Here is a 24986-nt window from a genome sequence, read left to right on the forward strand (position 1 = left end):
TATGGGTTCTTAACCAGCCACTCTTCAAGTGATATTTCCTTCATTGTACAAGGCTACTCTCTCAGGTTAATTTCTTTCTATATTAAAGAAAAAAACGAATGAGGAGACTTACTACTTTTTTATCCCTTGTGGCTTTAGGCTTGTCTGCCACTGGTGCCTTTGCCCAGGACAAAGGCATTATGGGCTTCAAAGATCCGGCTACTGAGCTGGAACTGGAGAAAAAATTTGATCAGCAATTGAAGGCTGAAAACCTCGATCAGTGGTTAAAGCGTATGTCGTCAAAGCCACACCACGTGGGGTCGCCATTTGACAAAGACAATGCCGATTTTATGGCTGCGATGTTTAAATCGTGGGGCTACGATGCTGAGGTGGTGAGCTACGATGTGCTGTTTCCCACCCCTAAAGTGAGGCTGCTGGAAATGACAGGCCCAACACGTTTTAAAGCGGGGCTTGTGGAGCCTGCGCTAAAAGAAGATGCTACGTCCGGGCAGACGAAGGAGCAATTGCCCGTGTACAATGCTTACTCAGCCGACGGAGACGTAACAGCAGAGCTCGTGTATGTTAACTACGGCGTGCCAGCCGACTACGAAGAACTCGAAAAGGCAGGCATAGATGTGAAGGGCAAAATAGTGATAGCCAAATACTATGGCTCATGGAGGGGCATCAAGCCCAAGCTGGCGGCCGAGAAAGGAGCTATTGGCTGTATCATCTATTCTGACCCGGCTGATGATGGCTATGTGCAGGGCGATGTGTACCCTGAAGGGCCTTACAGAAGCGAGCAGGGTGCTCAGCGTGGCTCAGTGATGGATATGCCGCTGTACCCTGGTGACCCTTTGACGCCAGGGATTGGTGCGACAAAAGACGCAAAAAGGCTGGATATCAAGACGGCACCTACATTGACTAAAATTCCCGTGATTCCGATTTCTTACGGCGATGCAAAGCCGCTACTTGATGCTTTGGGAGGCCCTGTAGCTCCCCCATCCTGGAGAGGTGGCCTGCCTATCACTTATCACATAGGCCCTGGCCCGGCAAAGGTTCACCTGAAACTGGAATTCAACTGGGATATCAAGCCTGCTTACAATGTCATTGCCAAAATGAAAGGCAGCGAATTTCCTGATCAGTGGGTGATTCGTGGCAACCACCACGATGCGTGGGTAAATGGTGCTGCCGACCCGGTAAGTGGCATGGTGGCTTTGATGGAAGAAGCGAGGGCAGTTGCTGAACTGACAAAGACGGGCTGGAAGCCCAAAAGAACGCTGGTTTATTGTGGCTGGGATGCCGAAGAACCTGGCTTAATCGGGTCAACTGAATGGGCTGAAGATCATGCTGCAGAGCTGAAAGAAAAAGCGGTTGCTTATATCAACACCGACGGAAATGGTAGAGGATTCCTTTTTGCAGGTGGATCTCATACGCTGGAAGAGCTGGTGGGAGAGGTAGCGGCCTCGGTCACCGACCCGCAAAAAGGGGTGACGCTGGCAGAGAGACGAAAGGCATTTGACATTGTGAACTCAGGCAACCCAGACCACAAAGGGTTCCAAATAAGCGCATTAGGGTCAGGGTCTGACTTTACCCCGTTTATTCAGCACCTGGGTATCGCCTCGCTCAACGTCGGCTTTGGTGGTGAAAGCGGCGGAGGAGAGTACCATTCCATTTACGACTCTTACGACCACTATTCCAGGTTCCAGGATCCTGGGATGGTGTATGGAGTAGTGCTGGCACAGGTTTGCGGGCGTTTGACCATGAGGCTTGCCAACGCCGATATTCTTCCTTTTGAGTTCGATCATTTCTATAGCACTGTTGCCACTTACGCCGATGAGGTAATGAAGCTGCCGGAGCAAATGAGAAAGGAAGCGGAAAAGATCAACGGTATGCTAAAGCAAAACTACTACGACCTGGCTGCCGATCCGAAACAGCCTAACTATAAGCCACTACCCCCCAGCGAAGTGCCTTATCTTAATTTTAGCCCATTGCAAACATCACTGGCAACATTGAAGGAAAAGGCAGCTGTGGTGGAAGGCTTGCTCAAGGCGGGAAGCATAGCACCTGGCAATTGGACGAAAGTGAATGAGTTGCTCTATCAGTCGGAGAGGACATTGATTGATGAGAGCGGACTGCCCAGGAGAGATTGGTTTAAGCACGAGATTTATGCGCCAGGTTTTTACACAGGATATGGCGTAAAAACGCTTCCTGGTGTGAGAGAAGCTATAGAGCAAGAGGAATGGGCAGAAGCTCAGGAAGAGATAGTCACTTTGGCTGCAACGCTTGACAAGTTCAACAGCCACCTCGATAAGATCATTGACGCTGCAAAGTAATTACCCCGGCAGCATCCTCGCCATAGGATGCTGCCGGATTTATGTGGAAAACCACATTTTTTAAAATATTATTTGGCTAGCTCCGTGAAATCTGCTCAAAGATTTCAATCTTTAAGAATTTACTATCAACTCTAGTCAGTATGAGACACCTATTCTACAGGTTCATTGTCATCTCTGTAATTTTTATTGGCATTGTAAGCTATTTCTGGCCCCCCATGTTGTGGGCATTTATCGTTATTGGCCCATTGATTTTTGTGGGCATTATGAACAGGCTTCAGAAGAGCCACACTATCCTCCGAAATTTCCCAATTCTGGGATACTTTCGTTACCTGTTTGAGCTGATTTCTCCTGAGATTCAGCAGTATTTCATTGAAAAGTCAACGGATGGAAAGCCATTTAGCCGCAATCACCGTGCGCTGGTGTATCGCAGGGCAAAAAATGTGAACGCTACTCACCCTTTTGGCACTCAACTGAATATCAACGATGAACACTATGAAGGGATAAGGCACTCGATATATGCCACCGAGCCTGTGAAGGAGTTTCCAAGGGTAGATATAGGAAGTAAATTTTGTAAGCATCCCTATAGTGCTTCTGTGCTCAATATCTCGGCTATGAGCTTCGGGTCGCTGAGCAAGAACGCCATTCTTGCCCTGAATAAGGGGGCAAAAAAGGGCAACTTCTACCATAATACTGGCGAGGGTGGTCTTTCACATTATCACCTCGAAGGAGGAGGAGACATTACCTGGCAGATAGGAACCGGATACTTTGGCTGCCGCACGCACGATGGAGATTTTGATCCCGACGAATTCAAGAAAAAGGCTGCTACTCCCCAGGTAAAGATGATTGAAATCAAGCTTTCGCAAGGGGCGAAGCCTGGCCACGGTGGTGTGTTACCCGGATCAAAGAATACCGAAGAAATTGCAAAGATCAGAGGTGTGAAGCCTCATACCACTATTATTTCACCTCCTAGTCATAAGAAATTCAGCGATGCGAAAGGCCTGGTTCATTTTATCGCCGAGCTACGTGAACTTTCCGACGGGAAGCCGATCGGTTTTAAGCTTTGCGTGGGACGGACGGAAGAGTTCATTGAGCTATGTAAGGAAATGAAGGAAGAGGGTGTTTGGCCAGACTTTATTACCGTTGATGGGGCAGAAGGCGGCACTGGAGCAGCTCCACTTGAGTTCTCAGACTCCGTGGGCATTCCGCTTGAGCCTGCACTGATATTTGTGCACAGCACGTTGAAAAAGTTCGGATTGAGAGAAGAAGTAAGGGTGATTGCCAGTGGCAAGGTGCTTACCGCTTTTTCTATTCTACGGATGAAAGCGCTAGGAGCAGATATCTGCAATTCCGCCAGAGCGTTTATGTTCAGCATCGGCTGCATTCAGGCGCTGCGTTGCAATACCAACGATTGCCCCACGGGAGTTGCTACACAAGACGGTGAACTGGTCAAAGGCCTTGTGGTCACTGACAAGGCTGAAAGAGTATACAACTTTCACCATAATACTATTGAAGCGGTGCTCGAGTTGCTGGGAGCTTGTGGCTGTAAGCATACTGAGGAAATCAACATTAGCATGTTTGTGAAAGGAGACGAAATGGTGGCCCTTACTAACCGCTATTTCCCCGATTCGGTATTGAACAGGGTAGACGAATAAGGAAGAGGTTGAAAGCTAGAACTTAGTCACCTTCAGAGCGACCAGCTGAGTGGGGGTGCGGTTGCCTTTGTTGCCGAAATTGTTGTCCGAAACCAGTAGAAGGTATTGGCCGTCAGGAGTGAAGGTGGCCCCCTCGATATTATTGACTTTGTAGGGTTGTCCGCCCAGCTTGAGGTCTTGACTGAATGAGAAAATCTTTTCAGGCACCAATACCGACTCTCCTGACTGTGGACAGTCGGAGTCGTTATTTTTGGATGCTTCGATCAACGTAATCTTGTAAATATTCACTTCGTTGCGGTCCTCTGCCTTCAGGTAGTCCCGCTCGATGACCAGCAACTCATAGTCGCTCAGAGCCACCAAGGAGCTAATGCCATTGCCTTTGGTATTCCATTGCATTTGATACCAGTATGTTTTGGTGCTATGATCTGCCAATGAGTACTCAAGAATCGGTAAGATGCTCCGGCACCCGCTCGTTGGCAGTGCCCTTTCCATAGCCAGGAAAAGCTTCTTGTGATCGGGACTGATGGTGAGGCCCTCAAAGCCGCTATTGTCGTACATTTCTCCATAGTATCTGACGGGCAGGTCTTTGATGTTTTGGAGTTTTCCTGAAGCGTCGGCTTGCCACACAAGTGTCTTTTCTACATTGTCAATATCCCTCTCATCGGACACAAACATGCTTGATCCTGAAAGCGCCATTCCTTCACCACGAATTTGGCTTTCCGCCAGATAGTATACGTCTTTGTAAACGATGCTCAGGCTCTTTATTGGGTCGATGCTAAATGTGTAGTACCGGGCTGGAAGGCCATCGGACAGTAAATAGTAGTCACTTTCGTGCCCGGAATATGTGATGGCGGAAATGCCTCCAAAGGGCTTTTCCTGGCCTTCAAAAACGCCCGATGTATCGAACGGGATTTCAATAAAGAATGAGTGCTCGGTGTCAAAAGAGACTTGTGCGTCCACCCAATGCGAGATACAAAAACAATGGAAAAGGAAAGCGAGTGAACAGGTTAGTCGGCGGGTTAATTTCATCGCTCCAATTTATATATATCGAAACCGATTATTCCAATTTATTGCGGAATTCTTCGAGCGCCTGGGTGTTTCCAATCACCGTAATTACGTCGCCCAACAATAACTGTGTATCCCCGTGCGGGATGAAAATCTCGTTGTTTCGACGGAACATCACCAGAGAGCCCGAGGGAGGAAAGGCTATTTTTTTTACTTTTTCTCTGTCGTGTTGAGAATTGCTCATGAGAATTTCTTCGACCCTGTATAATCCAAAGCTTTCTGAAAAGGCCTGGTAGGAGTCGGGCCTCATGATTAGGTTTTCCACATGGCTGGCAAGCGTGTCTTCAATGTTCACAAGCTTCACTCCCGAGGTCTCACTAAAGAGTGTGGAGTGCTTGTCCTTCGTAAGCGTGATGGTTTTTTTGTGATTCAGCTCTTGTTCCAGAAACAAAGCCAGGTTCTTGTTCATGGCAAATGAATCAGTCAGAATAACCACCTGGTCGGTCGGTCTTATCTTCAGTTTACGAAGGTAGTAGGTGTCCAGGTTAGGCACATAGGCTGCTTGAATTCCTTTTTCCTTTAAAGCTTCGACATCTTCTGCGGTGGTTACCACGGTAAAGAGGTTCAAACCATGCAATTTCAAACGCTCTGCGAGCAAAAGACTTGCTTTGCTGCCTCCAAACAAATACAAATTAAAATTCACTTCGCCTTCGCTGTGAAGCAATTTGTAAAGCATAGGAGCCAAAACGGATGCGAGGATCGAAGCAGCTACAATGCCGGAATTTGTAGACTGGCTGATTACGCCAAGCGAGAGGCCTATTTGAGCAGTAGCTATACTCAGCCCCATTCTCGATGACAACAGGAGGCCTCCTGAAAGGGCTTTTTTCCATCCAAATATCTTTGCCATGGCAAAAGCAGGCAATACCTGAGTGATAAAGAATCCGGCCAAAATAGACAGGGTTAATGGGATTGATCTTTGAAACTCACTCAGGGCAGAGATGTCGAGATTGACACCCACCATCACGAAGAAAATGGGAATAAAAAAGCCATAGCTCATCCCATCAAGCTTAAACATGAGAGCGGATCGCTGCTTGTTCAAAAACATGGAGAGGAGAGAGCCAGCAAAGAAGGCACCCAATACAAGTTCTGTTTTGATAAGGTAGGCCACCACCACGAAGGACAGCAGTAACGCAACGGTACCACGAATTCTGATTTGGGAGGCGGCGTGTTCAAGTGTGTAAAGTAATTTTTGAAACGTACGTATCCCTATCAGCCATCTTCCGGCTTTGTAAGCGACAAAGAAAACCACAAAGATGACCAGGAAGAGAAGAAGCTCAGATTCAAACCCATTCTTCAGGATTCCTGAATAAATGGAAATCAGAATAATACTCATGATGGTGGCAATGGCACCAACCATCAAAATGATTTTTCCAAACTTTCGGCTGAGCTCGCCGTCAGCCTTAATAATAGGGACGATAACACTTAACGCCACGGTCGGAAGAAGCATGGAAAAGAAAACGACGTCGGTGTTAAAGAAAAAATGCAGAAGCAAGGAAAATGGGATGGCGAATAAAAGTGATCCCGTGTAGATGGTGATAGCCAGCAACATTGAATTGCTTACCAGATCTATTTTTCTGATTTTTTTTGGAATCGAGCGGTATATTTCTCCAAGGTCAATTTCGAGCCCCGAAAGAAATATAAGGAACAGAAAGCCCGAGTAAGCTAGCAACCGCATGTAGGGAGTTTCTTCAATCCAGTCAAGCACGTAGGGGCCAATGATAACGCCCACAATGATCTCGACAATGACCGCCGGGATTTTGGTTACCCGTCCCCAGGTCAATGCCATAGGCACCAGCCAGGCTACCACCATGATTATAAAAAGAGGAAGGTAATTAATGCTATTTTCCATAACGAAGGTTGACTTTTGGGTTAGGTCGACCCCCAATATAACAATCACAGACTGCAATCAGAATTTTGACTGATATGAACTCAAAACTTGCACTAACTATTACCGTGATAGCAATATTCTTTGAAGCAAGGAATGATTCACTTTGAGTTGCCTTGCTTGCTTGTTAGGGAGAACAATTAGTTATTTCCCTCAAGTATTTGCTTTAGCATTTGGAGGTCTTTTTTGTTCGCTTTTCGTATCATAGCAGCCATGAATGGGGAAAATAGTCGTGAAAAGCCAGCAGGGCTGCCTGCATTTCGCAGGGTCATTTTAGTGCCCCCGTTTGAGGAGCTTTCCCAGGTGTAGGTTGTTTCCATTGGAAATGGCCCCTGTGCAGTTCGCATGACAAGCTTATGTTCCGGAACGAGTTCTACAACTTCGTATGTGTATTCCAGCCTGCGGCCAAGGAATTTTGCAATGAAAGCCACCTTACTTCCTACTGCTATCGGCCTGGGGGTTTTCCATTCGACAGATTTTATATTCACATACCACTTCGGTGCATTGTCGGGGTCGCTGGCGTAGATAGCCACTTTTTCGATTGGCTTTGAAAAAGTTATTTCTGTTGTAATGTCTACTGACTGCATTCCTTTAATGTTTTTGTTGGTGACTAATGACGATTAAGTCTGGTGATCCAGGACAATTTAGCATAGTGGAGGTGATCTATCGGTTTTTTAAGTGGCAGTGTGCAATTTCCTACAGTTTGAACCGCAGTCCGGCGTTGATCGTAACAGGCAGGGTAATGACGGTGCTGTTCATTATATCAAGGCGAAGCTTCAGGGGAACAGTTAATCTGTCAGACAGTGAGATGTTATAACCACCAGCGAGCATAAAGCCCACTTCCAATCCGTCGGAGAAGTTCAGTTCGGGGCCAATATCAAAGGATACGGCTGAGTTTATGCCAAATCTAACGATTGGGGTTATCCTAAAGGCGGTTACCGAATAGTCCCGGTAGATCACCTGGGTGCCGAAGGGTATCCTTACGCTGTACCAGTACAGGTGGTGATACATCAGCTCTGCGCCGTACCCTATATTTTCGCTGGCTGCATAAAAATATTGGACACCAATTCCAGCGCTAAGTTGGTTCCAGTCGGCGACATAGGACCCGGAGACTTCATCTTTTTCAACAAGGGCATCAAGATCCACTGCTGTGTAGCCCGCAGCGGCACTCACTTCAAATGTATTTTGAGCCATACATGAAAAGGATAGTATCGTTGCGAATAGAAGAACTGAGTAATTTTTCATGGCCGTAGAGTTTAAAACGGTGAAAGAGATTGTTGTTTTCGATACTTCAATTGTTGATCGGTCAGCTACTATTTTGCCAGGCCTGTTTCAAATAAGAAATCCACTTTGCAGAATTTAGCTTGTGAGTTTGATTGTCTCTGCCACAGAGGGTTACGTTTTCGTTATTACTAATTTCCATTTCCTATGAGAACAAAAGGACCCCAATAGTATGGGCTGCTGCGGAACCTGTTAGCAACGCCCACTTCCTCTTCCAGTCGGTTTTCCCATTTTAATTTCACCCCTCTGCTGTCGGAAAGCTGAAACTCCTGCTTCAGCATCGCTCTTTGTGCCATGCCAAGTGCTTGCGCAGGCGAGTTGTCTTCACTCAAGAACTGATGAAACTTGGTCATGAGTAGCGAGGTGGACAGGTCATCCACAGTCCAAAGGCTTACTATGACCGCCTCAGTGCCAGCATAAAGAAATGCTCTACTCAAACCCACCAATTCATCACCATTATTCAAGTCGCCGAGGGCAGTTTCACAGGCGCTGAGGGTTACAAGTTTTGAAGAGAGCTTCATATCCATGATTTCATTTACTGTCAGCCTGCCATCCTCTTGCTCAGATGCGGACATGAGCAGATAGGAGTATAAGGGTTGCTTGTCGGACAGCACGCCATGGGTGGCAACATGAATTAGGTTATATTGATGAGCATTTTCTTTGAAGTAATCTTCGGAATTTCCTTCGCCGTACCTCGGAGTGTATTGCTGATAAAACTGTGATATCTGATTGATCTCAAACTGGGTGCCGGGCAATGCCTTGTGCGCTCCAATGATGTGATTGCCCAGTGCTACACTTAGCATTTTTCCATTTTCGCCCTTTGAGTTGCTACTGAGATAGTATATAGCAGCCGATGGATTGAAGAATAAGTTTTTGTCGGCTATTAAATAGACACCCGTTTCATCAACAAGGGCTTGAAATGGCAAGAAATGCAGGCTACTGTGAGGGATAATGCCAATATTGTCATACGGTTGAATCCATTCGTTAAGGGGGGCGATGAGCTGCGAGTGAAGTGAGGCTAAACGGTTGTCAATTTCGCTTTGCAGGTTAAACTTGATAGAATTGCGCAGCGCCTTGATGTCGTTTTTCAGTTGCCCTTGGTTTGTTTCGAGGAGCTTATAGTGAAACAGGCCGTTGCCGATCACCCACGCTACTACCTGCTCCTTTCCGACCCAATACTCTATCAGAACGGTTTCCTTATTTAGTTTCGATTGTACATCAGGCAGTTGTGGTGGATCCAGCGATACCATTCCGGCATATGCTGGATTTGCAAGTTTGACTCTCTGCACAACTTCTTCATATTCTTTTTGTGTATTTTCAAGTTCAGCCTGGATGGCCGATTCATCCTTGCCACTCAATTCATTGCGCTGGATCTGCTGCCCGAGTAGTTGGATTTTTAACCTTAGTGATTGCTCTCGTTCAAGCAAGGCGTTGTCAACCGATTTTCTTGGCGGCACTTTCTTATTTCCCAACATGTCCAGGAAAGTGCGAGACCTCGCCCGCTCGTTGAATATGAAGGCTAGTTCACCCGCAGGAACCTTCCGTCCCCGGTAATTTACTTCCACGCCTTTTCGAAGAATACTTTGAATGAGTTGATCATAAACAATCGTTTTGTCCTCGAAGAAGGAGCTTCGAAACTCTTCAATTGTGATGGAGCCACGAATACCCTCTATAATGTCAATAGATAGAAAGTATGCGTGAATAGCACTGTCCGTTTTATTTAATCCATCGAAGGCAAGCCCCTTCTGAAACCAAAGTTGCCATTGTGCATCCGGCTGGTGCCCGGCTTGACCATTCAACCTGATCGTTTCGTTGAGCAGAGAGAGTGCCATCTGGTATTCCCTTTTTTGGATGTGGCACTGACTCAGCCCAAGATTCGACATTATCAGCCCTTCTGTGTTGCTAGCATCTGCGAAGACAGCCCCGGATTCTGAAAAATAGGAAAAGGCTGAGTCCGTTTGACCACTGGCGAAGAGCTGCTGTCCTAGCTTAAGGTTGGCAATGCCAACGCCTAAGGAAAACCCAGACTTACCCCACACATTTCTGGCTTGTTCGATGTCGCCCAGCCTCAGCTGAATAGAAGGCTGTAGTGAAGAAGTATCGGTACCGGAACGTTGCTGCAGCAATTGGGCACGCCGATAGAATGTGGAGGCACTTTTGCCATCACTAAGGTCATTGTAAGCGTCACCGACCCGAAGTTGAGCCCATGCTATTTGCGGCGTAATATTTGATTTTTCTGCCTCTTCAAGCGCTCCAAGCCGCTTTCTCAGGCTGCCTTCCAGGTCCCCTTTTAGACGGCTTATTTCACTTTCAGCCTGAAGGTGACGGGCAGTATTCATTTGGTGTGCTTCGGCAATAGCTCGAGACTCTTCTACGGCCGCTTCTGCTTTTTCAAGCTCAAATACCACAGTAAGCGCCTGTGCAGTGATCAGGAAAGCTTCCACTTTGCCCACATACTCATTGGGAAGCTTATCGTAGATTGCGAGCGCCAGTTCAGTGTTGGTTAGGGCTAGCTGAATGTTGCCAAGCGCCAGTTCAACACTCGCCAGAGACAGATAGGTATCAGCTACAGCCAACTTTTGCTCCGATTTCGCACTAGCCCCCATCCCTGACGTAGCAGCAAGTGATTGCCGGAGATAATTGGTTGCACTTTGGTAATCGCCAGTGTAGCTGTAGGTAAGCCCTAGCTGGCGCAAATCCTCGGCTGCCCGTAAATTATTTTTGTTGATTTCGCTATCTATCTCATAGGCTTTTTGCAGCTGATCTATCGCATTTGAATACCGCCCCTGGGTACTATTTACGTGGGCCAGCTTTCTGTAGACATCACTTTCAAGTTCATAATTGCGATAAAGCCCTAGAGATGGGCTGTCCCTCAAGTAGCTCTCATAGTATTGTATGGCTTCCGAATATCGGTTTTGGTTGTTCATTGCGTCCCCCATGGCAATGGTTTGAGTGGAGGATACAGATGTGGTGACGCAGCTTTCAAGTAGACACACGCCGACTATTGTCGTGATAAAAAAGCACCTATAGAGGATGGGCCCTATCATTAGAAGACATACTGTACAATGATCAAATAGGAGGGGTCGGCACCGCTCATTTTGCCAAAAAGTGGAAATGATAGTGCCTGGTTGATACGGATTTGGTTGACCTGGAAACTGATATGTGGCCGGTAAACCAACGCCCATTTTGCTTCAGTATCTACATACACGTCTTCTACCTTGTCTCTCCCGATTAGGTCAAAATCCAGGTCGTTCAATACCGCCATCCATTCGTTAACGTGAAATCCTGCGGAGCCGCTTACGTTGAATAGTCCTCCGTTATGGAAATCGGAAGCAGGCTCAAAAGGGTAGGCAATCTTATTTCCTGGAAATTTGTGTTTGTAGCTAATCCATGAAGTAAACAAGAAGGGGTAGTTAATTTGCCGTAGCATCAGACTGAGTTCCGTCGCAAAATTACCGCTGCCTATGGGTAGCTCATACTCGTTTTCGCTAACTATATTTGACGGATTCTTTTCACCTGTTGGAAGAAAGGCCGTAACCCTGGCAACCAAAGCAGGCTTTGTTCCATTTCCAGCTATCAATTGATAACTACCAGATAGATAAGTGTCTCCAAGCCCTGAACCTTTGTTTTTATACGTTCTTTGAATTTCGGCGTTGTCGCCTGGAAAAAGAGCCAAAAAAGAAAGGTAGTTGGTTTGAGTAGAGAAAGGAACAGCCAATTCAACCTGTAATCGATCAGTCACACCATATTGCACACTTGCAGTGATTGTATATCCATACCCAAAAAAATTAGAAATAGACTCACGCTTGCTGTCAGCATTGAAAACCTTGTTTAAAAAAATGTAGCTACCACTCAGTCCTGTTCTGAAGAACCCCTTGTACAGCGTAGCCGGCTGAGTGATTAGTGTTTGTTTTTTAAGCTCAGATGGAAGTATTTGTTGTTCCGTCTGAGCCTGTATTTGGCTCCCCAGTGTGTAAAGGAATAGTACGGTGATCCCGATTCTTTTCATTGTTAGAACGGAAAGAAATTATACATCAGGCTTGTGTTGATACTAAACGGTGCCAGGGTGTTTTGCCCAGCGATTCCAAAAATGGCCTGCTGTCTTAGCCAGAATTTTGAAGTTAGCAGTACTTCAATTCCGGGAGAAAGGATAGTAAATTTCCGATCCGGGAAACCGGTTTTGACAGTAGTTCTTTCGGACCACCCGCCAATGAAAGCGTCTTGAGCCAAGTCTAAAAAGACATTCACAAACGGAAATAGCTGATATTCAACTTCAAGAAGGGCACTGTATGAAGATGGATGAGCCAGCCTGTATGTGTGGCGCTCATAACTGAATTCGTTGAGAACTACCCGATAACGCCAATCCACATCTTCTGACTCTCCCATAGGAAACCCGTAGCGCAGAGAGGCTGTAAAAGCCATATTTTTCAAACGATATTTGAACTGGGTTCCCACGTAGGTTTTAGCGACCCCCAAGCCAACAGGGTAGTTCCTGTTATAGGTAATTTTCGTAGAACCAGCTCCCTGCTCGTAGGTGTGACCTGGTTGTGGCATCATTGAATTGGCAGTTGGTAATGTCATCCCTCCTGACAGCACAAGGTCTATTTTCCTGGTTTTCCATGGTGCTAAAATACTGCCTCCAATAAACAAGTCCTGAAAACCAGAGTAATAGCTGTTGTAGTATGTCTCAACGTAGCTGCCGTCAAGGGCAAATGAAAGAATCGGTTGGGCTCTTTGATAATTGTTGACATAGGTAAGGGCAACGTTGACCTGCAGGATATTTAAAAACCCATAGCGAATGTCCACCGAACCTCTGTGAAGCATATTGGAAGATCCCTCGTCGGATAATTTGATCCTGCCGGAGGACTCATCAAACTTTTTTGTAATGGTCGAAAATCCGTATAGTCCGGTCACCCGTAGCTGATGATCATGCACAATCAACGGGCGATCCATAGTTCTCTCTTTCAAAAAGACAGTGTCTCTGCTTGATTGACTTACCGCAAGTAATGGGAATGAAAGCACTATGAGCAAGAAAAAATATCTCATGGTGTGGTCGCTGAGGGTGAATAGATAAAAATTCCTTTGGTTGAGGTGCCTGCCCAAATTTCACCATTGGAACGTTCGATCACAGAAAATATGGTCTCCAATCCCGGCCCTTCTGAAGAGGTAATGGGTTTCATGAATGCCCCGTCGTATGTGATCAGCCCTCCTTTTATTAGGCCCAGCCACATGGTGCCCCCACGGTCTTCAGCAAGGGCGTAGATCGGGTTTAATTCCAATCCATTTTGCATTTTAATGAATCTGAAACGCTCATTTTCAAAGGCCAATGGGTCTTCACCATACAGAGTACCCACCCAAATTCTTCCCCATTGATCCTCTTCCAGAGTCCTGATTTGGTTCACGGAAAGGCCTTGAGTGGTAAAAAGCGTCACCTGATTGCCTTTCAAACGTTTCAGCCCACCGTCAGTTCCAATCCATACTTGGCCTTGTATGTCTTCAAGGAAAACTCTTGCAGAATTGCACTCTGAACAATCTTCATCGTATAGCTGGAGAAAGCCTGATCCATCATAAATCAAGATGCCAAGATTAGTAGTGCCCATGAGGATTTTTCCCGCTCGGGTTGATTGGAGCGAAATCACACCAAGGTCAAGCCCCTCAATCGAGTTGAAAAAAAACCATTCCCCTTCCTCATAGAGGGCAATGCCATTCGCAGAACCAACCCATATTTCGCCATCCGGGCCTTCAGTAATCGCATCTGCGTAGCCAAGTTGTGCATTGATTTGATTGAACGATTTGAAGCGTTCGCCATCAAAAAGAGCAATTCCTTTGTCGGTGCCAATCCATACATTGGCTTTGGAGTCTTCAAATAGCTTGTAGACTTCATTGGACGGAAGCCCGTCGCTCGTTTTAAGGTTCTTCCACTCAACGGTTGAATCCGGTTGAATTACCCCATCATCGTCAGTGCAGGAAAGAAAAACGGAGAAAAGCAGCAAAAAAGCAAAAATTAACCTCATGCGCCTTCATAGGTATTTGATTATTAGGAATTTACGAAATAAGTAGCATGAATTCAAATTCTTTCGGGACGAATTTTTCCGTGCCTTTCAGCACTTGGCGATCACTTTGAATAGTAAGTATCCCGAACTTTTTGGCAATACCATTTGCGGATGTATTAATTAAGTTTCAATCGGTTTCTTTTTGTCTTAATTTCCTTCCTGGCCTTAATATTATTTCAGATGTCAAATCCTTTGTGGGTGCTTACCGTCCTTGTCTTCAATATCCTGATCAGTGAATGGCTTGAGAACCATACTTTTCTCAAGCACATGGGTACCACGCTGCTCGTAATTATTCTCACGGCAGTGGTTGCTAACCTGGGAATTATTCCGTCCGCCACTGAGTCTTCGGTTGTTTACGAAGGGATTTTTACCTTCATCGCTCCACTTTCAGTGTTCTTTTTGCTGCTGGATGTGAGATTGGTTGATTTGAAAAAGGCAGGCCTGCCTATGCTCAGCATGTTTCTTCTGGGGGCTGTTGGCACAAGCCTGGGAGCGCTGATGGCCATTTGGGTCGTGAACGGGCCGGTGGTTTTTGGAGAGCATTATAAGGCACTGGCAGGCATGATGACCGGTACTTACATAGGGGGAAGCCTCAATTTTAACGCTATTGCTCTGCATTATGGAGTGATGAAAGAGGGTGGTTTATATGCCGGAACCGTTGCGGTGGACAATATTCTCACTGCGACGTGGATGGTGGCTACCTTACTTTTGCCACGAATGCTCGGTAAAATATGGAAGAGGGTCGGTAACCGTGCCTCCACCAGGGATATTGAAGGAAAACTGCCTGAAGCAAGGGAAATGGTTTCTATTTGGTCGCTGGCTGTACTGTTGGCGTTGGGCGGCGGAAGTTTGCTATTTGCAGATTGGCTGGCTGTTGCGTTGAACGAAGCGTATGGGTGGAATTTCCCTTCCATATTGATAGTGACAACCATTGCTCTTGGACTAGCGCAATTCAAAGGCATAAGAGAATTACAGGGCAGTCGTTTACTCGGCCTCTTTACAGTTTATTTGTTTCTGGCTGTTATTGGCGCTTTTTGCGAGTTGGCCGCCCTCAAAGGGATTGGCGAACTGGCGATTTACATCGGTCTGTTTACGCTGATCATTGTAGCTGTGCATGGGCTTGTTATTTTTGGCGTGGGTGGACTGCTTCGGCAGGATTGGGATGTGGTAGCCATTGCCTCACAAGCCAACGTAGGCGGGCCGTCATCTGCCATGGCGCTTGCCAAAAGTTTGAACAGAGAAGACCTGCTTTTGCCTTCTATAGTTATAGGATCCCTTGGAACTGGCTTGGGTACCTACATTGGCTTTTTGGTGGCGGAGGTGCTTTTGTGATGCCGCTCCGATCAGTTCTTTAGCCGAAGATTGTAATCTGGCGTGAGCGTTTTCTTTGCCTTTTCCACATCTATATAGCGCTCAAGCCCTTTCATAGAGAGTACTTTATAGCCGTTTTCGGATAGGTACTTCAAGTATTCCTCAAATAGCTCTGGAGGGGTAGTCACCCAAGGGTGCTCCACATCAGGTACACCGTGAATGGTAAGCACAGCGATCTTGCCGTCTTTGGCCTCATTAAGTGCCTGCATGATTTCATCTCTATTTGTGCTGTCCATGGCCCAGCTGGGAACCAGCAAGGGGTGGTCTTTCAACGGGTCGTATGGGCGGCCACCGCCAGCACGGGCAAATGCATAACCCTGTTCGTCAAGTGTGTTAACGACCAACGGGCTGAGGCTGTAGCCTGGGTAGGCAAAGTTAGCTGGCTTGGCTATTCCCAGGGAATCACACTTGGTTTCAATATAGGTAAGCTCTTTGATCAATTGAGGTTTGGTAAGACTGGCCACCCTGGCATGCGACCGGGTGTGGCTGGCGATCTCAAACCCCATTTGGTCGAGCTCTCTGATCTGCCTCCAGTTCATGTAAAGTGAGCTGTCTTTGTAGTTTGGAGGAAATTCACAGACGAAGAAGGTGGCATCAAAGCCATATTGCTGAAGCAGAGGAGCTACCACCGAATACTGGCTTGCCGGGGCATCGTCAAAGGTCAGCACCACGGTTTTGTCTTCGATGGGTTTTTTGAGGATTTGAGCTTTGACTGGCAAAAAACTGCAAAGCATTATGACGAAGACCAAGGGTTCTTTCATGGAGCGGCGGTGATAGGCTTTTGGGTGAAAGTTAGCAAAATCAAATCCAACTGCTACCTAACTTTCAACATCGAAAACACCATCTTTCCAAACAAGGACAATACATTTCTCACCTGAGGCATCACTTTCTTCACAAAGCGTGATGTTTTTCCCTTTGCGTGGAAGATGGAAAATAAATTCGCAAGGGTCGCAATCGCTCGGGTACTTGGCTATCAGTAGCGGTTTTAAAGTGTCGAATGTGGGGATGATGTCCGAAGTTTTCTGAATAGAAGATATGCCATTGAAGTATTTTGAAAAATGAATTTCAGACTCGCAGACAGGACCACAGCCTTTTTCAACCTTTGCTATTAGTTTTGTGCCATCCTTTAAGTTCCAATACGTCATACTATAGGTGACTTCGGCACCTCTGGGAGCATATTCGATATAACCACCTGTTTTATCCAAGGCAATTATTTCATACGTCTGTAACCAATCAGTCGAACTGGCCAGAATGTTATTGACCCGATCAAAACTGCCGTCGTTGGCATGCTGTAAGAGGCTGGCAAACAGGTTGAAATTATTCTCTACTGCAAAGCGTTCTATTCCTGTCAGTTGATTGATCAGGCCATTGATGTGCAATGAATCGGAGGACGAAATGGGGATCAACTCCTTACTTACATCGCCATCTTCCCGGCTGCTTGAGGCCTCACTAGTCGTTTCTTCACCTTTGTCCTCGTTTGGACGTGTTTTATCCTGGCAAGATGTGCATAGGAAGTAGCAGCAAAACCAGAGCAGTAGGTGGATAGGTTTCATAGATATATTGATGTTCTATACCAAGTTAGCTGAAAGAAGTTGAATATCAGAGAGGCCGATAAAATGTGCTTGTTAGGCTCGGCTCGTGTGACGTAACTTTCTATGATATTGCTTGTGATGGATTGCTTACCACCAGCTGACGAGAATCTCAGGAATGAATGACGCTAGTCAGCTAAAAGAAAGGCGCCCGATCAGATATTTACAGTGATATCTTGCAAAGCAATTAGAATACACACATAAATGGCATTTATTGATTATTATAAGCTTCTTGGGATAGAAAAAGGAGCTACAGAGAAGGAAATAAAGAATGCCTATCGCAAACTGGCAAGGAAGTATCATCCTGACGTAAATCCCAACGATAAAGAGGCGGAGAGGAAGTTCAAGGAAGTGAACGAGGCGAACGAAGTGCTGAGCAATGCGGAAAACCGCAAGAAGTACGATGCTTACGGCAAGGATTGGAAGCATGCCGACGAGTTTGACAAGGCAAAAGCACAACAGCATCAAAGGAGAGGAAGTACTCAGCAGCAGACTGCAGGAGGCTTTGGCGGAGAAGACTATTCAGATTTTTTTGAATCAATGTTCGGAGGCGGTGCCGGTAGAACGGGTGGGCGCAGTGTGAAATTCAAAGGACAAGATTATCATGCTGAATTACACTTGCGTTTACGTGATGTGTACAATACGCAGAAGCAGACATTGACCGTTAATGGCAAGAAGATAAGATTGACAATCCCTGCCGGAGTGAAGGACGGGCAGGTAATCAAGATCAAAGGCCATGGAGGTGATGGAATGAGCGGTGGGCCAAAAGGCGACCTCTACATCACCTTTGCTATTACCAACGATACCAAATTCAAACTCGATGGCGATAACCTTTACTCTATGGTTGACCTCGATTTGTACACAGCGATGCTAGGCGGAGAAATCACCATTGATACTTTCGATGGAAAAGTGAAATTGAAGGTGCTGCCAGAAACCCAAAATGGATCGAAGGTGAAACTGAAAGGAAAGGGCTTTCCTGTCTACAAAAAAGAGGGAGCGTTTGGCGACTTGTATGTGACTTACCAGATTTCCATACCTACGAACCTGACCAGCAAAGAGAAAGAATTGTTGAGCGAACTTGCTAAATTGAGAAGACCATGAAAACCGATACCCACATACCAATAGAAACACTTTGCGAGCACTATAAAGTGGAGACCACCTTCTTTATTGGCCTGGGAGAGATTGGGTTGATCGAGATAGAGACGCTTGAGCAAACGCAGTACATTCATGAAGACCAAATGAATGCCGTCGAAAAGATGATCCGCATGCATCATGAGCTGGATGTCAACATAGAAGGCATCGATGTCGTATTCAATTTGCTGAACAAAATTGAGGCGCTACAGACGGAACTCAGCCAGGTAAGGAGTCGACTGAAGCTATATGAAGACTAGCTAGTCTGGCAAGGCAAAAGCGACGTACCTGTCTCCTGAACGACTTCTCAGCTTGCCACCGCCGCAGGCAATCACCAGGTATTGTTTTCCATTTACTGAGTAAGTCGATGGCGAAGCATAGCCTGCCGCCGGAAGATCAGTTTCCCAAACCTGTTCACCAGTCAATTTATCAAACGCACGAAATTTTTGATCGGGGGTTGCTGCTATGAAAATGAGGTCTCCGGTCACCAGCGGCCCGCCGTAGTTGTCAGTGCCTGTTGGTGGAAATCCCTGCTCACTCAGCGTTGGGAATTCACCAAGTGGCACCTGCCATTTTCTTTTGCCAGAGGCCAGGTCAATGGCAGTCAGCGTGCCCCACGGTGGTGTGTTCACAGGGTAGCCGTCCTCCGAGTACCACCGGTTATAGCCAGTATGTTTGTAAGGCGAAGAGCGGGAGTCAGTTGAGACTGTCAGGGTCGCATCTCCAATGCCCATGATGTAGTCGGCAATGGCTTTCTTTTCGGCGTTGCTCAGTTGAGTAAAAGCAGGCATCATTCCCCGGCCTCGTTCTATGATGCTATATGCCTCGGTAGCTGTGCGTCTCTTGTTAAAGTCTTTAATAGCAGGGTAGGCACCGCTGTGATCGCCTGTCATGTCTTTGCCATGGCAGGAAGCGCAATGAATTTGATACAAGGTGCTGGAGGAGGCTAGAGCCTGCTGCTGAGGTGCGTTGGTAAGCGAAGAGTATACCGGAACTTCCTTGGCGGGCACATACATCACGCCTTCGGAATCAACGGCCGCACCACCCCACTGACCGCCTCCATCAGTCCCCGGAAAGAAGATGGTTCGTTGTTCAGTCAGCGGGATATAGGTCCGTCCTGTTTTTGCTTCGCTGAGTTGACGGAGAATCTCCTCCCGGTCGGGAGCATCGGTTCGCACATCAGCCGAGGTGAATGACTGCCTTGTAAAAGGCTCGGGCAGGGTGGGGAAGGGCTGGGTAGGACTTACTTGCTCACCTGGCATTCCTTCTGTAATCATGGGCCTTTCTTCTATCGGGAACAGTGGCTCCCAGGTGAGGCGGTTGAATACAAAAACGTAGCCCTGCTTTGTAATTTGGGCCACTGCTTGTATTTGCTGACCGTCTTTTTCCAGCGTGATCAGGTTGGGAGGAGCGGGGAGGTCTCTGTCCCAAATGTCATGGTGCATGGTTTGAAAATGCCATAGGCGCTCGCCTGTTCTGGCATTGAGGGCGAGGAGGCAATTGGCAAAGAGATTGTCGCCTGCCCGGTCGCCACCATAAAAATCAAATGCAGCCGAACCGGTGGGCACATACACTATTTCATTTTCCCTATCGATGGCCATGCCCATCCACGAGTTGGCACCGCCTGTATTTTGCCTGGCGTTGGGTGGCCAGGTGTCGCTGCCAAATTCGCCGTTTTCCGGAATCGTTTTGAAAGTCCAGGTCAGCTCACCTGTGTGAACGTCAAAGGCCCGCACATCGCCCAGCAAGGCTGAGGAGTTTTCCTGCACACGGGCGCCAGTAATCAACAGATTTTCGAAGATGACGCCGGGCGTGTTGTACACGACGTAATCGTCGGCAGTTGGGCGCTCCAGGCCTTGCTTCAGGTCGATTTTTCCATTGTCTCCAAAGGAGGAAATAGGCTTTCCAGTTTTTGCGTCGAGACAGTAAAGCAGGTGCCCATACCCGAAAAAAATCCGCTTTCCTGTTTCGTCAGCCTGGTACGTAACACCCCGGCTGGTCATGGAAAAGGTTTTGTCATTGAAGTTGGTTTTCCATAATTCCTGCCCCGAAGCGGCGTCTAACGCAAAAGCCTGCGAACCTGCCGAAACGCCATAGAGTATGCCATCAATGATGATAGGGTTACACTGGATCTGCGTTTGATTTTTTGTGGTATCGGCGCCACCTGAGCTATATTCCCATGCCTTTTCCAGGCGATTGACGTTTTCTTTGTTGAATTGGGTTAGTTCAGAGTAGTGATTCCGATCAGGGCCACCATTGTATTCGGGCCAGTTGGTGTCAGTTGATGAACATCCAAAACACGCCAGCAAGGTGAATAGATAAGCTGTCCGGCATAAGGAGAGTTCTGTGGTGCTTTTATTCATAAAGAGAAAGATACAAAGGAGTTGGAAATGTTGCGATCCTTTTGTGTCAAGCATGGCAACATAAGCTAACGGGATTTATGAGAGTCATGAAACTTTTAGTTTCTATGTCACTTTGTATCGGCGATAATCTTGTTCACTAAGTCAACAAGGCCTTTCTGATCTTCTAATATGCTTTTCGGGATGGAGTAGTAAGGCATTTTGCTGTGTTGGCTGGCTCCGGCTTTAACAAGGGTGCTTTTAAGTGCTTCGTTCACCTTCACAAAACACTGGCCTTTGGAGTCTACAATGCCAAACATGGTGGATTCATGAAATATGCCATGACCCCCAAACATTTTCTTAACGGTGATCCCTTCAATGGGGGATAATTTCTCTACCAGCCACTCTACAGAACTAGCTGATTCCTTTGTCATTTTATCTCCTTTGACGCCCATCGAGTGTGAGGTTGGTTGTGTAGCTAAAGATACGAATTTGACTGGGATGGTCTAATATGCTTACTGCGTGGACATATTTAGTCGTCATGTAAGGCGCTTTCCAGGTAGTTGGCAGGTCAGAATATTTGTGGGAAAAGTAGTTTCTGGAGTCGTTCATTGCAGATGTAGACCATCACAGGAGAAAGGTTATCCGGACTACTTTGCACAAAGTGACAGCCAGGTTCAACTAGTAGAACTCCTTCACATCCACTTCCAGAGTTTCCGTGTCAACTATCAATAGCCCCTCACAGTCCGAACCCAATTGGCTCACGAGTTTTCCTTTCTTATCCCAAATCGCCGATCCACCGGCTCCCACGAAATCGTCGCTTGGCCCCACCGAATTGGCCATCAAAACCGTCATGCCATACTTTGCAGCAATGCCCGACAGGGTTTGGTGGGCTGCTTTCACTCCCTTAGCGGATTTGGCCACGCTGGCCAGGTAGATTTTGCCGCCATTTTTACCGGCATTGGCCGAATGCTCAGGTACCGATATTTCGTAGCAGATCGCTAACTCAACGTTCGAGCCTCTTATGCACGTGGCGTTATTTTCCCCGCTTACGAAGAACGGTTCTTCATCGTCGTGGAGGTATTTTTTGGAATAGGTTTGCCTTTGTGCATTGGGGTGAAAAAGTACCATCGTGATGTTGATGCCATTACGACACTTCATTGGGATGCCTGCTCCGATAATTATCCCATGCAGGTCGGCTATCTGTTGCAAGCTATCAAGCCTTGTATCGCTGGCGTCCATAGCCAAGCCCCTGGCCAGGGTTGGCTCATAGCCAGTGATCGACAACTCAGGGAAAACGATGACATCTGCCTTGTTACCAACAGCCTGATGGATGAGCTTTTTGTGCTGCTCAATATTGGCAACGATATCGCCTTTAATCGGCCGGGTTTGCGCTACACAAATCCTCATCTCATTTTTTGATCACACGTAGGTAAAGTTGCTCCACTTTCTCTCTGGCCCAGGGTGTTTTTCGTAAAAATGCCAGGCTCGACTTAATGGAAGGATCGTAGTTGAAACAGCGGATGTTGATTTTTTTGCCCAGTTCTTCCCAGCCAAGCTTAGCTACCAGTTCTTCCAGAATGGCATCCAGTCTTACCCCGTGAAGAGGATTGTTTCGCTGCTCAGAGTTGGCTAACTTGCTTATCCGGCCAGCAAGGCCACTTTTTCCTGGGTCTTCGTTTGTCATTTATTTATTTAAATGGTTGATCTGCATTATGCTATAAAGTTAATGATTCATCGGCCACAGTCAATTTATTTTGTTGCTTGTAGAATTAGCTTGTGCCACAGGAAAGTATCATATGCCGCCAGGACTACTGAGCCCCAAGCGAACAAGCTGGTGGTGAGTCGGCTGGGTTCAGATCCGTTTGGCTCAACGGCTCTTCATTGCACTGTCTGACTTAACGGAAGTTTTGATCTGGTCGATTTTCATCTCAACCTTCAACAATATGTCCAAATTCAAAAAAAAACATACCTATAGTATTGATATATCATATATCTATGTATTATTGTGCTATGTATTCAAAAGAATTATTGAAAGGCACCATCGACATGATCATTTTGAGGTTACTCAGTGAGCATGGCAGAATGTACGGTTACGAAATTTGTCAAAAGGTGAAAGAGCTCACTGGAGGTAAGATACTACTCAAAGATGGCTCGTTGTACCCGGCCCTTCACAAAATGCTTGTGGACGGCACGGTAACCACCCAGGAAGTGAGCATAGGCAAACGGGTCAGGAAGTATTACACGCTCACTCAAAAAGGAAATGAAGCCAAGAGGGAAAAGGTGTCGGAGTTGATGGACTTTTTGAAGACCATTGAGAGCATCATGTTTGAACCAGATAGTAAACCGGCCAGCGCATGATTACTGACGACCAATTAGACTTTATCACTGGTAAAGTGAAGGAAAGTAGTATTTCCAGCAAAGAAGTGCAGGATGATCTCATCGACCATTTTTATTGCCTCATAGAAGAAGACATGGATCAGGGTGTGTCTTTTGAGGTTGCCTATCAAAAAGCATTTCATCAAACCACGCCGAATGGTTTTGACGAAATACAGGAGGAAGTATTTTTTGTTCTCAACTTTAATAAAATCACTAATATGAAGCGAATTACTTATCTAACCGGATTCATTTCCTCATTGGGGCTTACATTGTCCGTCGTGTTCAAATCGTTGCATTTGCCGGGTGCTTCTATTTTGCTGTTCGGTAGTATTATGGTTACTGCGTTTGTGTTTGCTCCGCTCCTTTTGGTAAGCCATTTGAAGACTAGCGGGGCTTATTCGCCATCGGAAAAAATGAAATGGATAGTAGGAGCTGCGGGCTTTATGATGCTGGCACTTGGCAGTATTCTCAATATGCTTCATTTGGAAGGTTCAGGGGCGGTGCTTATTAGCGGGGGCTTTCTTTTTGGGTTCGGCTTCCTGCCTTTTCTTTTTTACACTTTGTATAAGCGATCAATTGAGGCCGTCTAGCAAAAAGCGGACTTGCTGCTGAAACGAAGAAATTCATAACGTAGCAATGGTAGTAGGTAAAGGTGAGAGGAAGCTCTCGCCTTTTTTTATGCGGAAGTGGAATTCAAGTGCAATACAATAAGAGATTGTTGCCAAGTTTAGTCTGGAAGATGTAACTTTAAAAATAGCCCGTTTTTCAAATAACACCACTATGAAACGCCAACTCCTATCTGTTACCGTCCTTTTTTTACTCTTGTTCGCCACCGCCTGGGTGGTGCCTGTGGGTCATTTATCAACGAAAGTGTTACCAGCCGGAGGAACAGGGCATTTTTTGTATGTGGCTACTCCCGGCATCAGAGACTATCTAGGCTACGGCGGACATGGCTTGCTTGTCTTTGACGTGGACAATAACCATAAGTTTGTTAAACGCATTAAGACGCAGGGTTTTCATGAAAACGGAACCCCTTCCAATGTCAAAGGCATTGATGTGAGCGTCCAGCTCAATAGTGTCTATATCTCCACGCTGGAATCCATGCAGCGAATTGATTTAGCAACAGAAAAAGTAGTTTGGGAGCGAAAGTATGAAGGCGGCTGCGACCGCATGTCTATTTCCCCTGATGGGATGACGATGTACCTACCGTCGCTGGAAAAAGACTTCTGGAATGTGGTAAGCTGCGAAAGCGGTGACATAATAGCCAAAATAAAAATACACTCAAGAGCGCACAACACTATTTATGGGCCATCTGGCAAAAAGGTATACATGGCCGACATTGGGTCGCCTGAACTTCATGTAGCCGACCCTAAAACCCATACAGTAGTTCAAAAGATCGGCCCCTTCAGTGCAGGTATCAGGCCATTTACGGTGAATGCCGATGAATCGCTGGTGTTCGTGAACGTGAATGAACTGCTGGGCTTTGAGGTGGGCGATTTGAAAACAGGAGAGAAGCTGGCCAGTGTGCAGGTGCTGGGCTGGGACAAAGGCCCAGTGCGTCGGCATGGTAATCCTGCTCATGGAATCGCACTTACGCCTGATGAAAAAGAAATTTGGATCAGCGATGGCCACAATATGCGCATGCACATTTTTGATGGCAAGCCGCCTTATCAGCAGCTAACAACCATTCCGCTGAGCGACATGCCCGGCTGGATTACCTTTAGCGTCGACGGTAAATATGCCTATCCTTCCAGCGGAGAGGTGATAGATCCGGCAAAGAGAGCAGTACTGTATTTTCTGAAAGACGAAAATTACAACACTGTTTCAAGTGAGAAGATGGTGGAGATTTTTATGAAAGATGGCAAGGCCACCAAAGCCGGCGATCAGTTTGGGCTTGGCAGGGCTTTGTAGTCAGAGAAATAGCATGAA

At 46.6% G+C, this 24986-nt stretch carries 22 protein-coding genes; 8 read left to right on the plus strand and 14 right to left on the minus strand.

The window, feature by feature from the left end; all coding sequences use genetic code 11:
• The first annotated feature begins 98 nt into the window (after positions 1 to 98).
• On the plus strand, positions 99 to 2312 hold the full coding sequence (locus tag RIF36_RS17900) for a M28 family metallopeptidase (protein ID WP_350149474.1): 2214 nt from the start codon (positions 99 to 101) through the stop codon (positions 2310 to 2312).
• Between the two features lie 140 nt (positions 2313 to 2452).
• Positions 2453 to 3964 carry an FMN-binding glutamate synthase family protein gene (locus RIF36_RS17905; RefSeq protein WP_151997477.1) on the plus strand — a complete coding sequence of 504 codons (1512 nt, stop codon included), beginning with the start codon at positions 2453 to 2455 and terminating at the stop codon, positions 3962 to 3964.
• Positions 3965 to 3979: 15 nt separating this feature from the next.
• On the opposite strand, the gene RIF36_RS17910 is transcribed toward RIF36_RS17905, so the two are convergent.
• The 8 genes from RIF36_RS17910 to RIF36_RS17945 all read right to left on the minus strand — a co-directional run bounded on the left by RIF36_RS17910 (position 3980) and on the right by RIF36_RS17945 (position 14209).
• Complete coding sequence (locus RIF36_RS17910) at positions 3980 to 4993, minus strand: esterase-like activity of phytase family protein (RefSeq protein WP_350123048.1); 1014 nt, start codon at positions 4991 to 4993, stop codon at positions 3980 to 3982.
• Between the two features lie 28 nt (positions 4994 to 5021).
• Positions 5022 to 6878: a cation:proton antiporter domain-containing protein gene (locus tag RIF36_RS17915; RefSeq protein WP_350123045.1), complete on the minus strand. Its 1857-nt coding sequence runs from the start codon at positions 6876 to 6878 to the stop codon at positions 5022 to 5024.
• 176 nt (positions 6879 to 7054) lie between these two features.
• Positions 7055 to 7501, minus strand: coding sequence for an SRPBCC family protein (locus RIF36_RS17920; RefSeq protein WP_350123042.1), 447 nt, complete (start codon positions 7499 to 7501; stop codon positions 7055 to 7057).
• Between the two features lie 109 nt (positions 7502 to 7610).
• The gene (locus tag RIF36_RS17925) at positions 7611 to 8159 is read right to left on the minus strand and encodes a hypothetical protein (protein ID WP_350093993.1); all 549 of its coding nucleotides are present in this window, start codon (positions 8157 to 8159) and stop codon (positions 7611 to 7613) included.
• 167 nt (positions 8160 to 8326) lie between these two features.
• Positions 8327 to 11134 (minus strand): CHAT domain-containing protein, encoded by a 2808-nt coding sequence (locus RIF36_RS17930; protein WP_350123039.1) that lies wholly within the window; start codon positions 11132 to 11134, stop codon positions 8327 to 8329.
• Between the two features lie 107 nt (positions 11135 to 11241).
• Positions 11242 to 12204 carry a transporter gene (locus RIF36_RS17935; protein ID WP_350093999.1) on the minus strand — a complete coding sequence of 321 codons (963 nt, stop codon included), beginning with the start codon at positions 12202 to 12204 and terminating at the stop codon, positions 11242 to 11244.
• A gap of 2 nt (positions 12205 to 12206) precedes the next feature.
• Complete coding sequence (locus RIF36_RS17940; RefSeq protein WP_350123036.1) at positions 12207 to 13241, minus strand: hypothetical protein; 1035 nt, start codon at positions 13239 to 13241, stop codon at positions 12207 to 12209.
• Positions 13238 to 14209, minus strand: coding sequence for a ligand-binding sensor domain-containing protein (locus RIF36_RS17945; protein WP_350123033.1), 972 nt, complete (start codon positions 14207 to 14209; stop codon positions 13238 to 13240). Before RIF36_RS17945 ends, RIF36_RS17940 begins: the two co-directional genes overlap by 4 nt.
• A 219-nt stretch (positions 14210 to 14428) precedes the next feature.
• On the opposite strand from RIF36_RS17945, the gene RIF36_RS17950 reads away from it, so the two are divergent.
• Complete coding sequence (locus RIF36_RS17950; RefSeq protein ID WP_350123030.1) at positions 14429 to 15580, plus strand: DUF819 family protein; 1152 nt, start codon at positions 14429 to 14431, stop codon at positions 15578 to 15580.
• Positions 15581 to 15591: 11 nt separating this feature from the next.
• Here RIF36_RS17950 and RIF36_RS17955 read toward each other — a convergent pair whose 3' ends face one another.
• The gene (locus RIF36_RS17955) at positions 15592 to 16380 is read right to left on the minus strand and encodes a polysaccharide deacetylase family protein (protein WP_350123027.1); all 789 of its coding nucleotides are present in this window, start codon (positions 16378 to 16380) and stop codon (positions 15592 to 15594) included.
• Between the two features lie 57 nt (positions 16381 to 16437).
• Entirely contained in the window at positions 16438 to 17172 is a 735-nt protein-coding gene (locus tag RIF36_RS17960) for a hypothetical protein (protein WP_350123024.1), read from the minus strand.
• Between the two features lie 240 nt (positions 17173 to 17412).
• Here RIF36_RS17960 and RIF36_RS17965 point away from each other — a divergent pair, with 240 nt between their 5' ends.
• Together RIF36_RS17965 and RIF36_RS17970 are read left to right on the plus strand one after the other, a co-directional pair.
• Positions 17413 to 18309, plus strand: a complete 897-nt coding sequence (locus tag RIF36_RS17965) for a DnaJ C-terminal domain-containing protein (RefSeq protein ID WP_350123021.1) — start codon at positions 17413 to 17415, stop codon at positions 18307 to 18309.
• Positions 18306 to 18599, plus strand: a complete 294-nt coding sequence (locus RIF36_RS17970) for a chaperone modulator CbpM (protein ID WP_151997470.1) — start codon at positions 18306 to 18308, stop codon at positions 18597 to 18599. The genes RIF36_RS17965 and RIF36_RS17970 overlap by 4 nt, the downstream gene beginning before the upstream one ends.
• Here RIF36_RS17970 and RIF36_RS17975 read toward each other — a convergent pair whose 3' ends face one another.
• From RIF36_RS17975 to RIF36_RS17990, 4 genes are all read right to left on the minus strand, one after another.
• A complete protein-coding gene (locus RIF36_RS17975) occupies positions 18600 to 20702 on the minus strand; it encodes an outer membrane protein assembly factor BamB family protein (RefSeq protein WP_350123018.1) in 2103 nt (700 codons plus the stop codon).
• Between the two features lie 107 nt (positions 20703 to 20809).
• The gene (locus tag RIF36_RS17980; protein WP_350123015.1) at positions 20810 to 21112 is read right to left on the minus strand and encodes a TfoX/Sxy family protein; all 303 of its coding nucleotides are present in this window, start codon (positions 21110 to 21112) and stop codon (positions 20810 to 20812) included.
• 247 nt (positions 21113 to 21359) lie between these two features.
• The gene (locus tag RIF36_RS17985; protein WP_350123013.1) at positions 21360 to 22088 is read right to left on the minus strand and encodes a carbon-nitrogen hydrolase family protein; all 729 of its coding nucleotides are present in this window, start codon (positions 22086 to 22088) and stop codon (positions 21360 to 21362) included.
• Position 22089: 1 nt separating this feature from the next.
• Positions 22090 to 22365, minus strand: coding sequence for a VF530 family protein (locus RIF36_RS17990; protein ID WP_350123010.1), 276 nt, complete (start codon positions 22363 to 22365; stop codon positions 22090 to 22092).
• Between the two features lie 326 nt (positions 22366 to 22691).
• On the opposite strand from RIF36_RS17990, the gene RIF36_RS17995 reads away from it, so the two are divergent.
• The 3 genes from RIF36_RS17995 (at position 22692) to RIF36_RS18005 (ending at position 24968) form a co-directional block, all read left to right on the plus strand.
• The gene (locus RIF36_RS17995) at positions 22692 to 23039 is read left to right on the plus strand and encodes a PadR family transcriptional regulator (protein ID WP_350123007.1); all 348 of its coding nucleotides are present in this window, start codon (positions 22692 to 22694) and stop codon (positions 23037 to 23039) included.
• A complete protein-coding gene (locus RIF36_RS18000) occupies positions 23036 to 23647 on the plus strand; it encodes a hypothetical protein (RefSeq protein WP_350123004.1) in 612 nt (203 codons plus the stop codon). The genes RIF36_RS17995 and RIF36_RS18000 overlap by 4 nt, the downstream gene beginning before the upstream one ends.
• Before the next feature lie 190 nt (positions 23648 to 23837).
• The gene (locus RIF36_RS18005) at positions 23838 to 24968 is read left to right on the plus strand and encodes a YncE family protein (RefSeq protein WP_350123001.1); all 1131 of its coding nucleotides are present in this window, start codon (positions 23838 to 23840) and stop codon (positions 24966 to 24968) included.
• The last annotated feature ends 18 nt before the right edge of the window (positions 24969 to 24986 follow it).

The organism is Imperialibacter sp., assembly GCF_040222815.1.
Taxonomy (GTDB): Bacteria; Bacteroidota; Bacteroidia; order Cytophagales; family Cyclobacteriaceae; genus Imperialibacter.

What these genes read in the sequence shown, in the direction of transcription:
- RIF36_RS17900 (WP_350149474.1), top strand. Translation starts at nt 99, where the DNA reads ATGAGGAGACTTACTACTTTTTTATCCCTTGTGGCTTTAGGCTTGTCT.
- RIF36_RS17905 (WP_151997477.1), top strand. Translation starts at nt 2,453, where the DNA reads ATGAGACACCTATTCTACAGGTTCATTGTCATCTCTGTAATTTTTATT.
- RIF36_RS17910 (WP_350123048.1), bottom strand. Translation starts at nt 4,993, where the DNA reads ATGAAATTAACCCGCCGACTAACCTGTTCACTCGCTTTCCTTTTCCAT.
- RIF36_RS17915 (WP_350123045.1), bottom strand. Translation starts at nt 6,878, where the DNA reads ATGGAAAATAGCATTAATTACCTTCCTCTTTTTATAATCATGGTGGTA.
- RIF36_RS17920 (WP_350123042.1), bottom strand. Translation starts at nt 7,501, where the DNA reads ATGCAGTCAGTAGACATTACAACAGAAATAACTTTTTCAAAGCCAATC.
- RIF36_RS17925 (WP_350093993.1), bottom strand. Translation starts at nt 8,159, where the DNA reads ATGAAAAATTACTCAGTTCTTCTATTCGCAACGATACTATCCTTTTCA.
- RIF36_RS17930 (WP_350123039.1), bottom strand. Translation starts at nt 11,134, where the DNA reads ATGGGGGACGCAATGAACAACCAAAACCGATATTCGGAAGCCATACAA.
- RIF36_RS17935 (WP_350093999.1), bottom strand. Translation starts at nt 12,204, where the DNA reads ATGAAAAGAATCGGGATCACCGTACTATTCCTTTACACACTGGGGAGC.
- RIF36_RS17940 (WP_350123036.1), bottom strand. Translation starts at nt 13,241, where the DNA reads ATGAGATATTTTTTCTTGCTCATAGTGCTTTCATTCCCATTACTTGCG.
- RIF36_RS17945 (WP_350123033.1), bottom strand. Translation starts at nt 14,209, where the DNA reads ATGAGGTTAATTTTTGCTTTTTTGCTGCTTTTCTCCGTTTTTCTTTCC.
- RIF36_RS17950 (WP_350123030.1), top strand. Translation starts at nt 14,429, where the DNA reads ATGTCAAATCCTTTGTGGGTGCTTACCGTCCTTGTCTTCAATATCCTG.
- RIF36_RS17955 (WP_350123027.1), bottom strand. Translation starts at nt 16,380, where the DNA reads ATGAAAGAACCCTTGGTCTTCGTCATAATGCTTTGCAGTTTTTTGCCA.
- RIF36_RS17960 (WP_350123024.1), bottom strand. Translation starts at nt 17,172, where the DNA reads ATGAAACCTATCCACCTACTGCTCTGGTTTTGCTGCTACTTCCTATGC.
- RIF36_RS17965 (WP_350123021.1), top strand. Translation starts at nt 17,413, where the DNA reads ATGGCATTTATTGATTATTATAAGCTTCTTGGGATAGAAAAAGGAGCT.
- RIF36_RS17970 (WP_151997470.1), top strand. Translation starts at nt 18,306, where the DNA reads ATGAAAACCGATACCCACATACCAATAGAAACACTTTGCGAGCACTAT.
- RIF36_RS17975 (WP_350123018.1), bottom strand. Translation starts at nt 20,702, where the DNA reads ATGAATAAAAGCACCACAGAACTCTCCTTATGCCGGACAGCTTATCTA.
- RIF36_RS17980 (WP_350123015.1), bottom strand. Translation starts at nt 21,112, where the DNA reads ATGACAAAGGAATCAGCTAGTTCTGTAGAGTGGCTGGTAGAGAAATTA.
- RIF36_RS17985 (WP_350123013.1), bottom strand. Translation starts at nt 22,088, where the DNA reads ATGAGGATTTGTGTAGCGCAAACCCGGCCGATTAAAGGCGATATCGTT.
- RIF36_RS17990 (WP_350123010.1), bottom strand. Translation starts at nt 22,365, where the DNA reads ATGACAAACGAAGACCCAGGAAAAAGTGGCCTTGCTGGCCGGATAAGC.
- RIF36_RS17995 (WP_350123007.1), top strand. Translation starts at nt 22,692, where the DNA reads ATGTATTCAAAAGAATTATTGAAAGGCACCATCGACATGATCATTTTG.
- RIF36_RS18000 (WP_350123004.1), top strand. Translation starts at nt 23,036, where the DNA reads ATGATTACTGACGACCAATTAGACTTTATCACTGGTAAAGTGAAGGAA.
- RIF36_RS18005 (WP_350123001.1), top strand. Translation starts at nt 23,838, where the DNA reads ATGAAACGCCAACTCCTATCTGTTACCGTCCTTTTTTTACTCTTGTTC.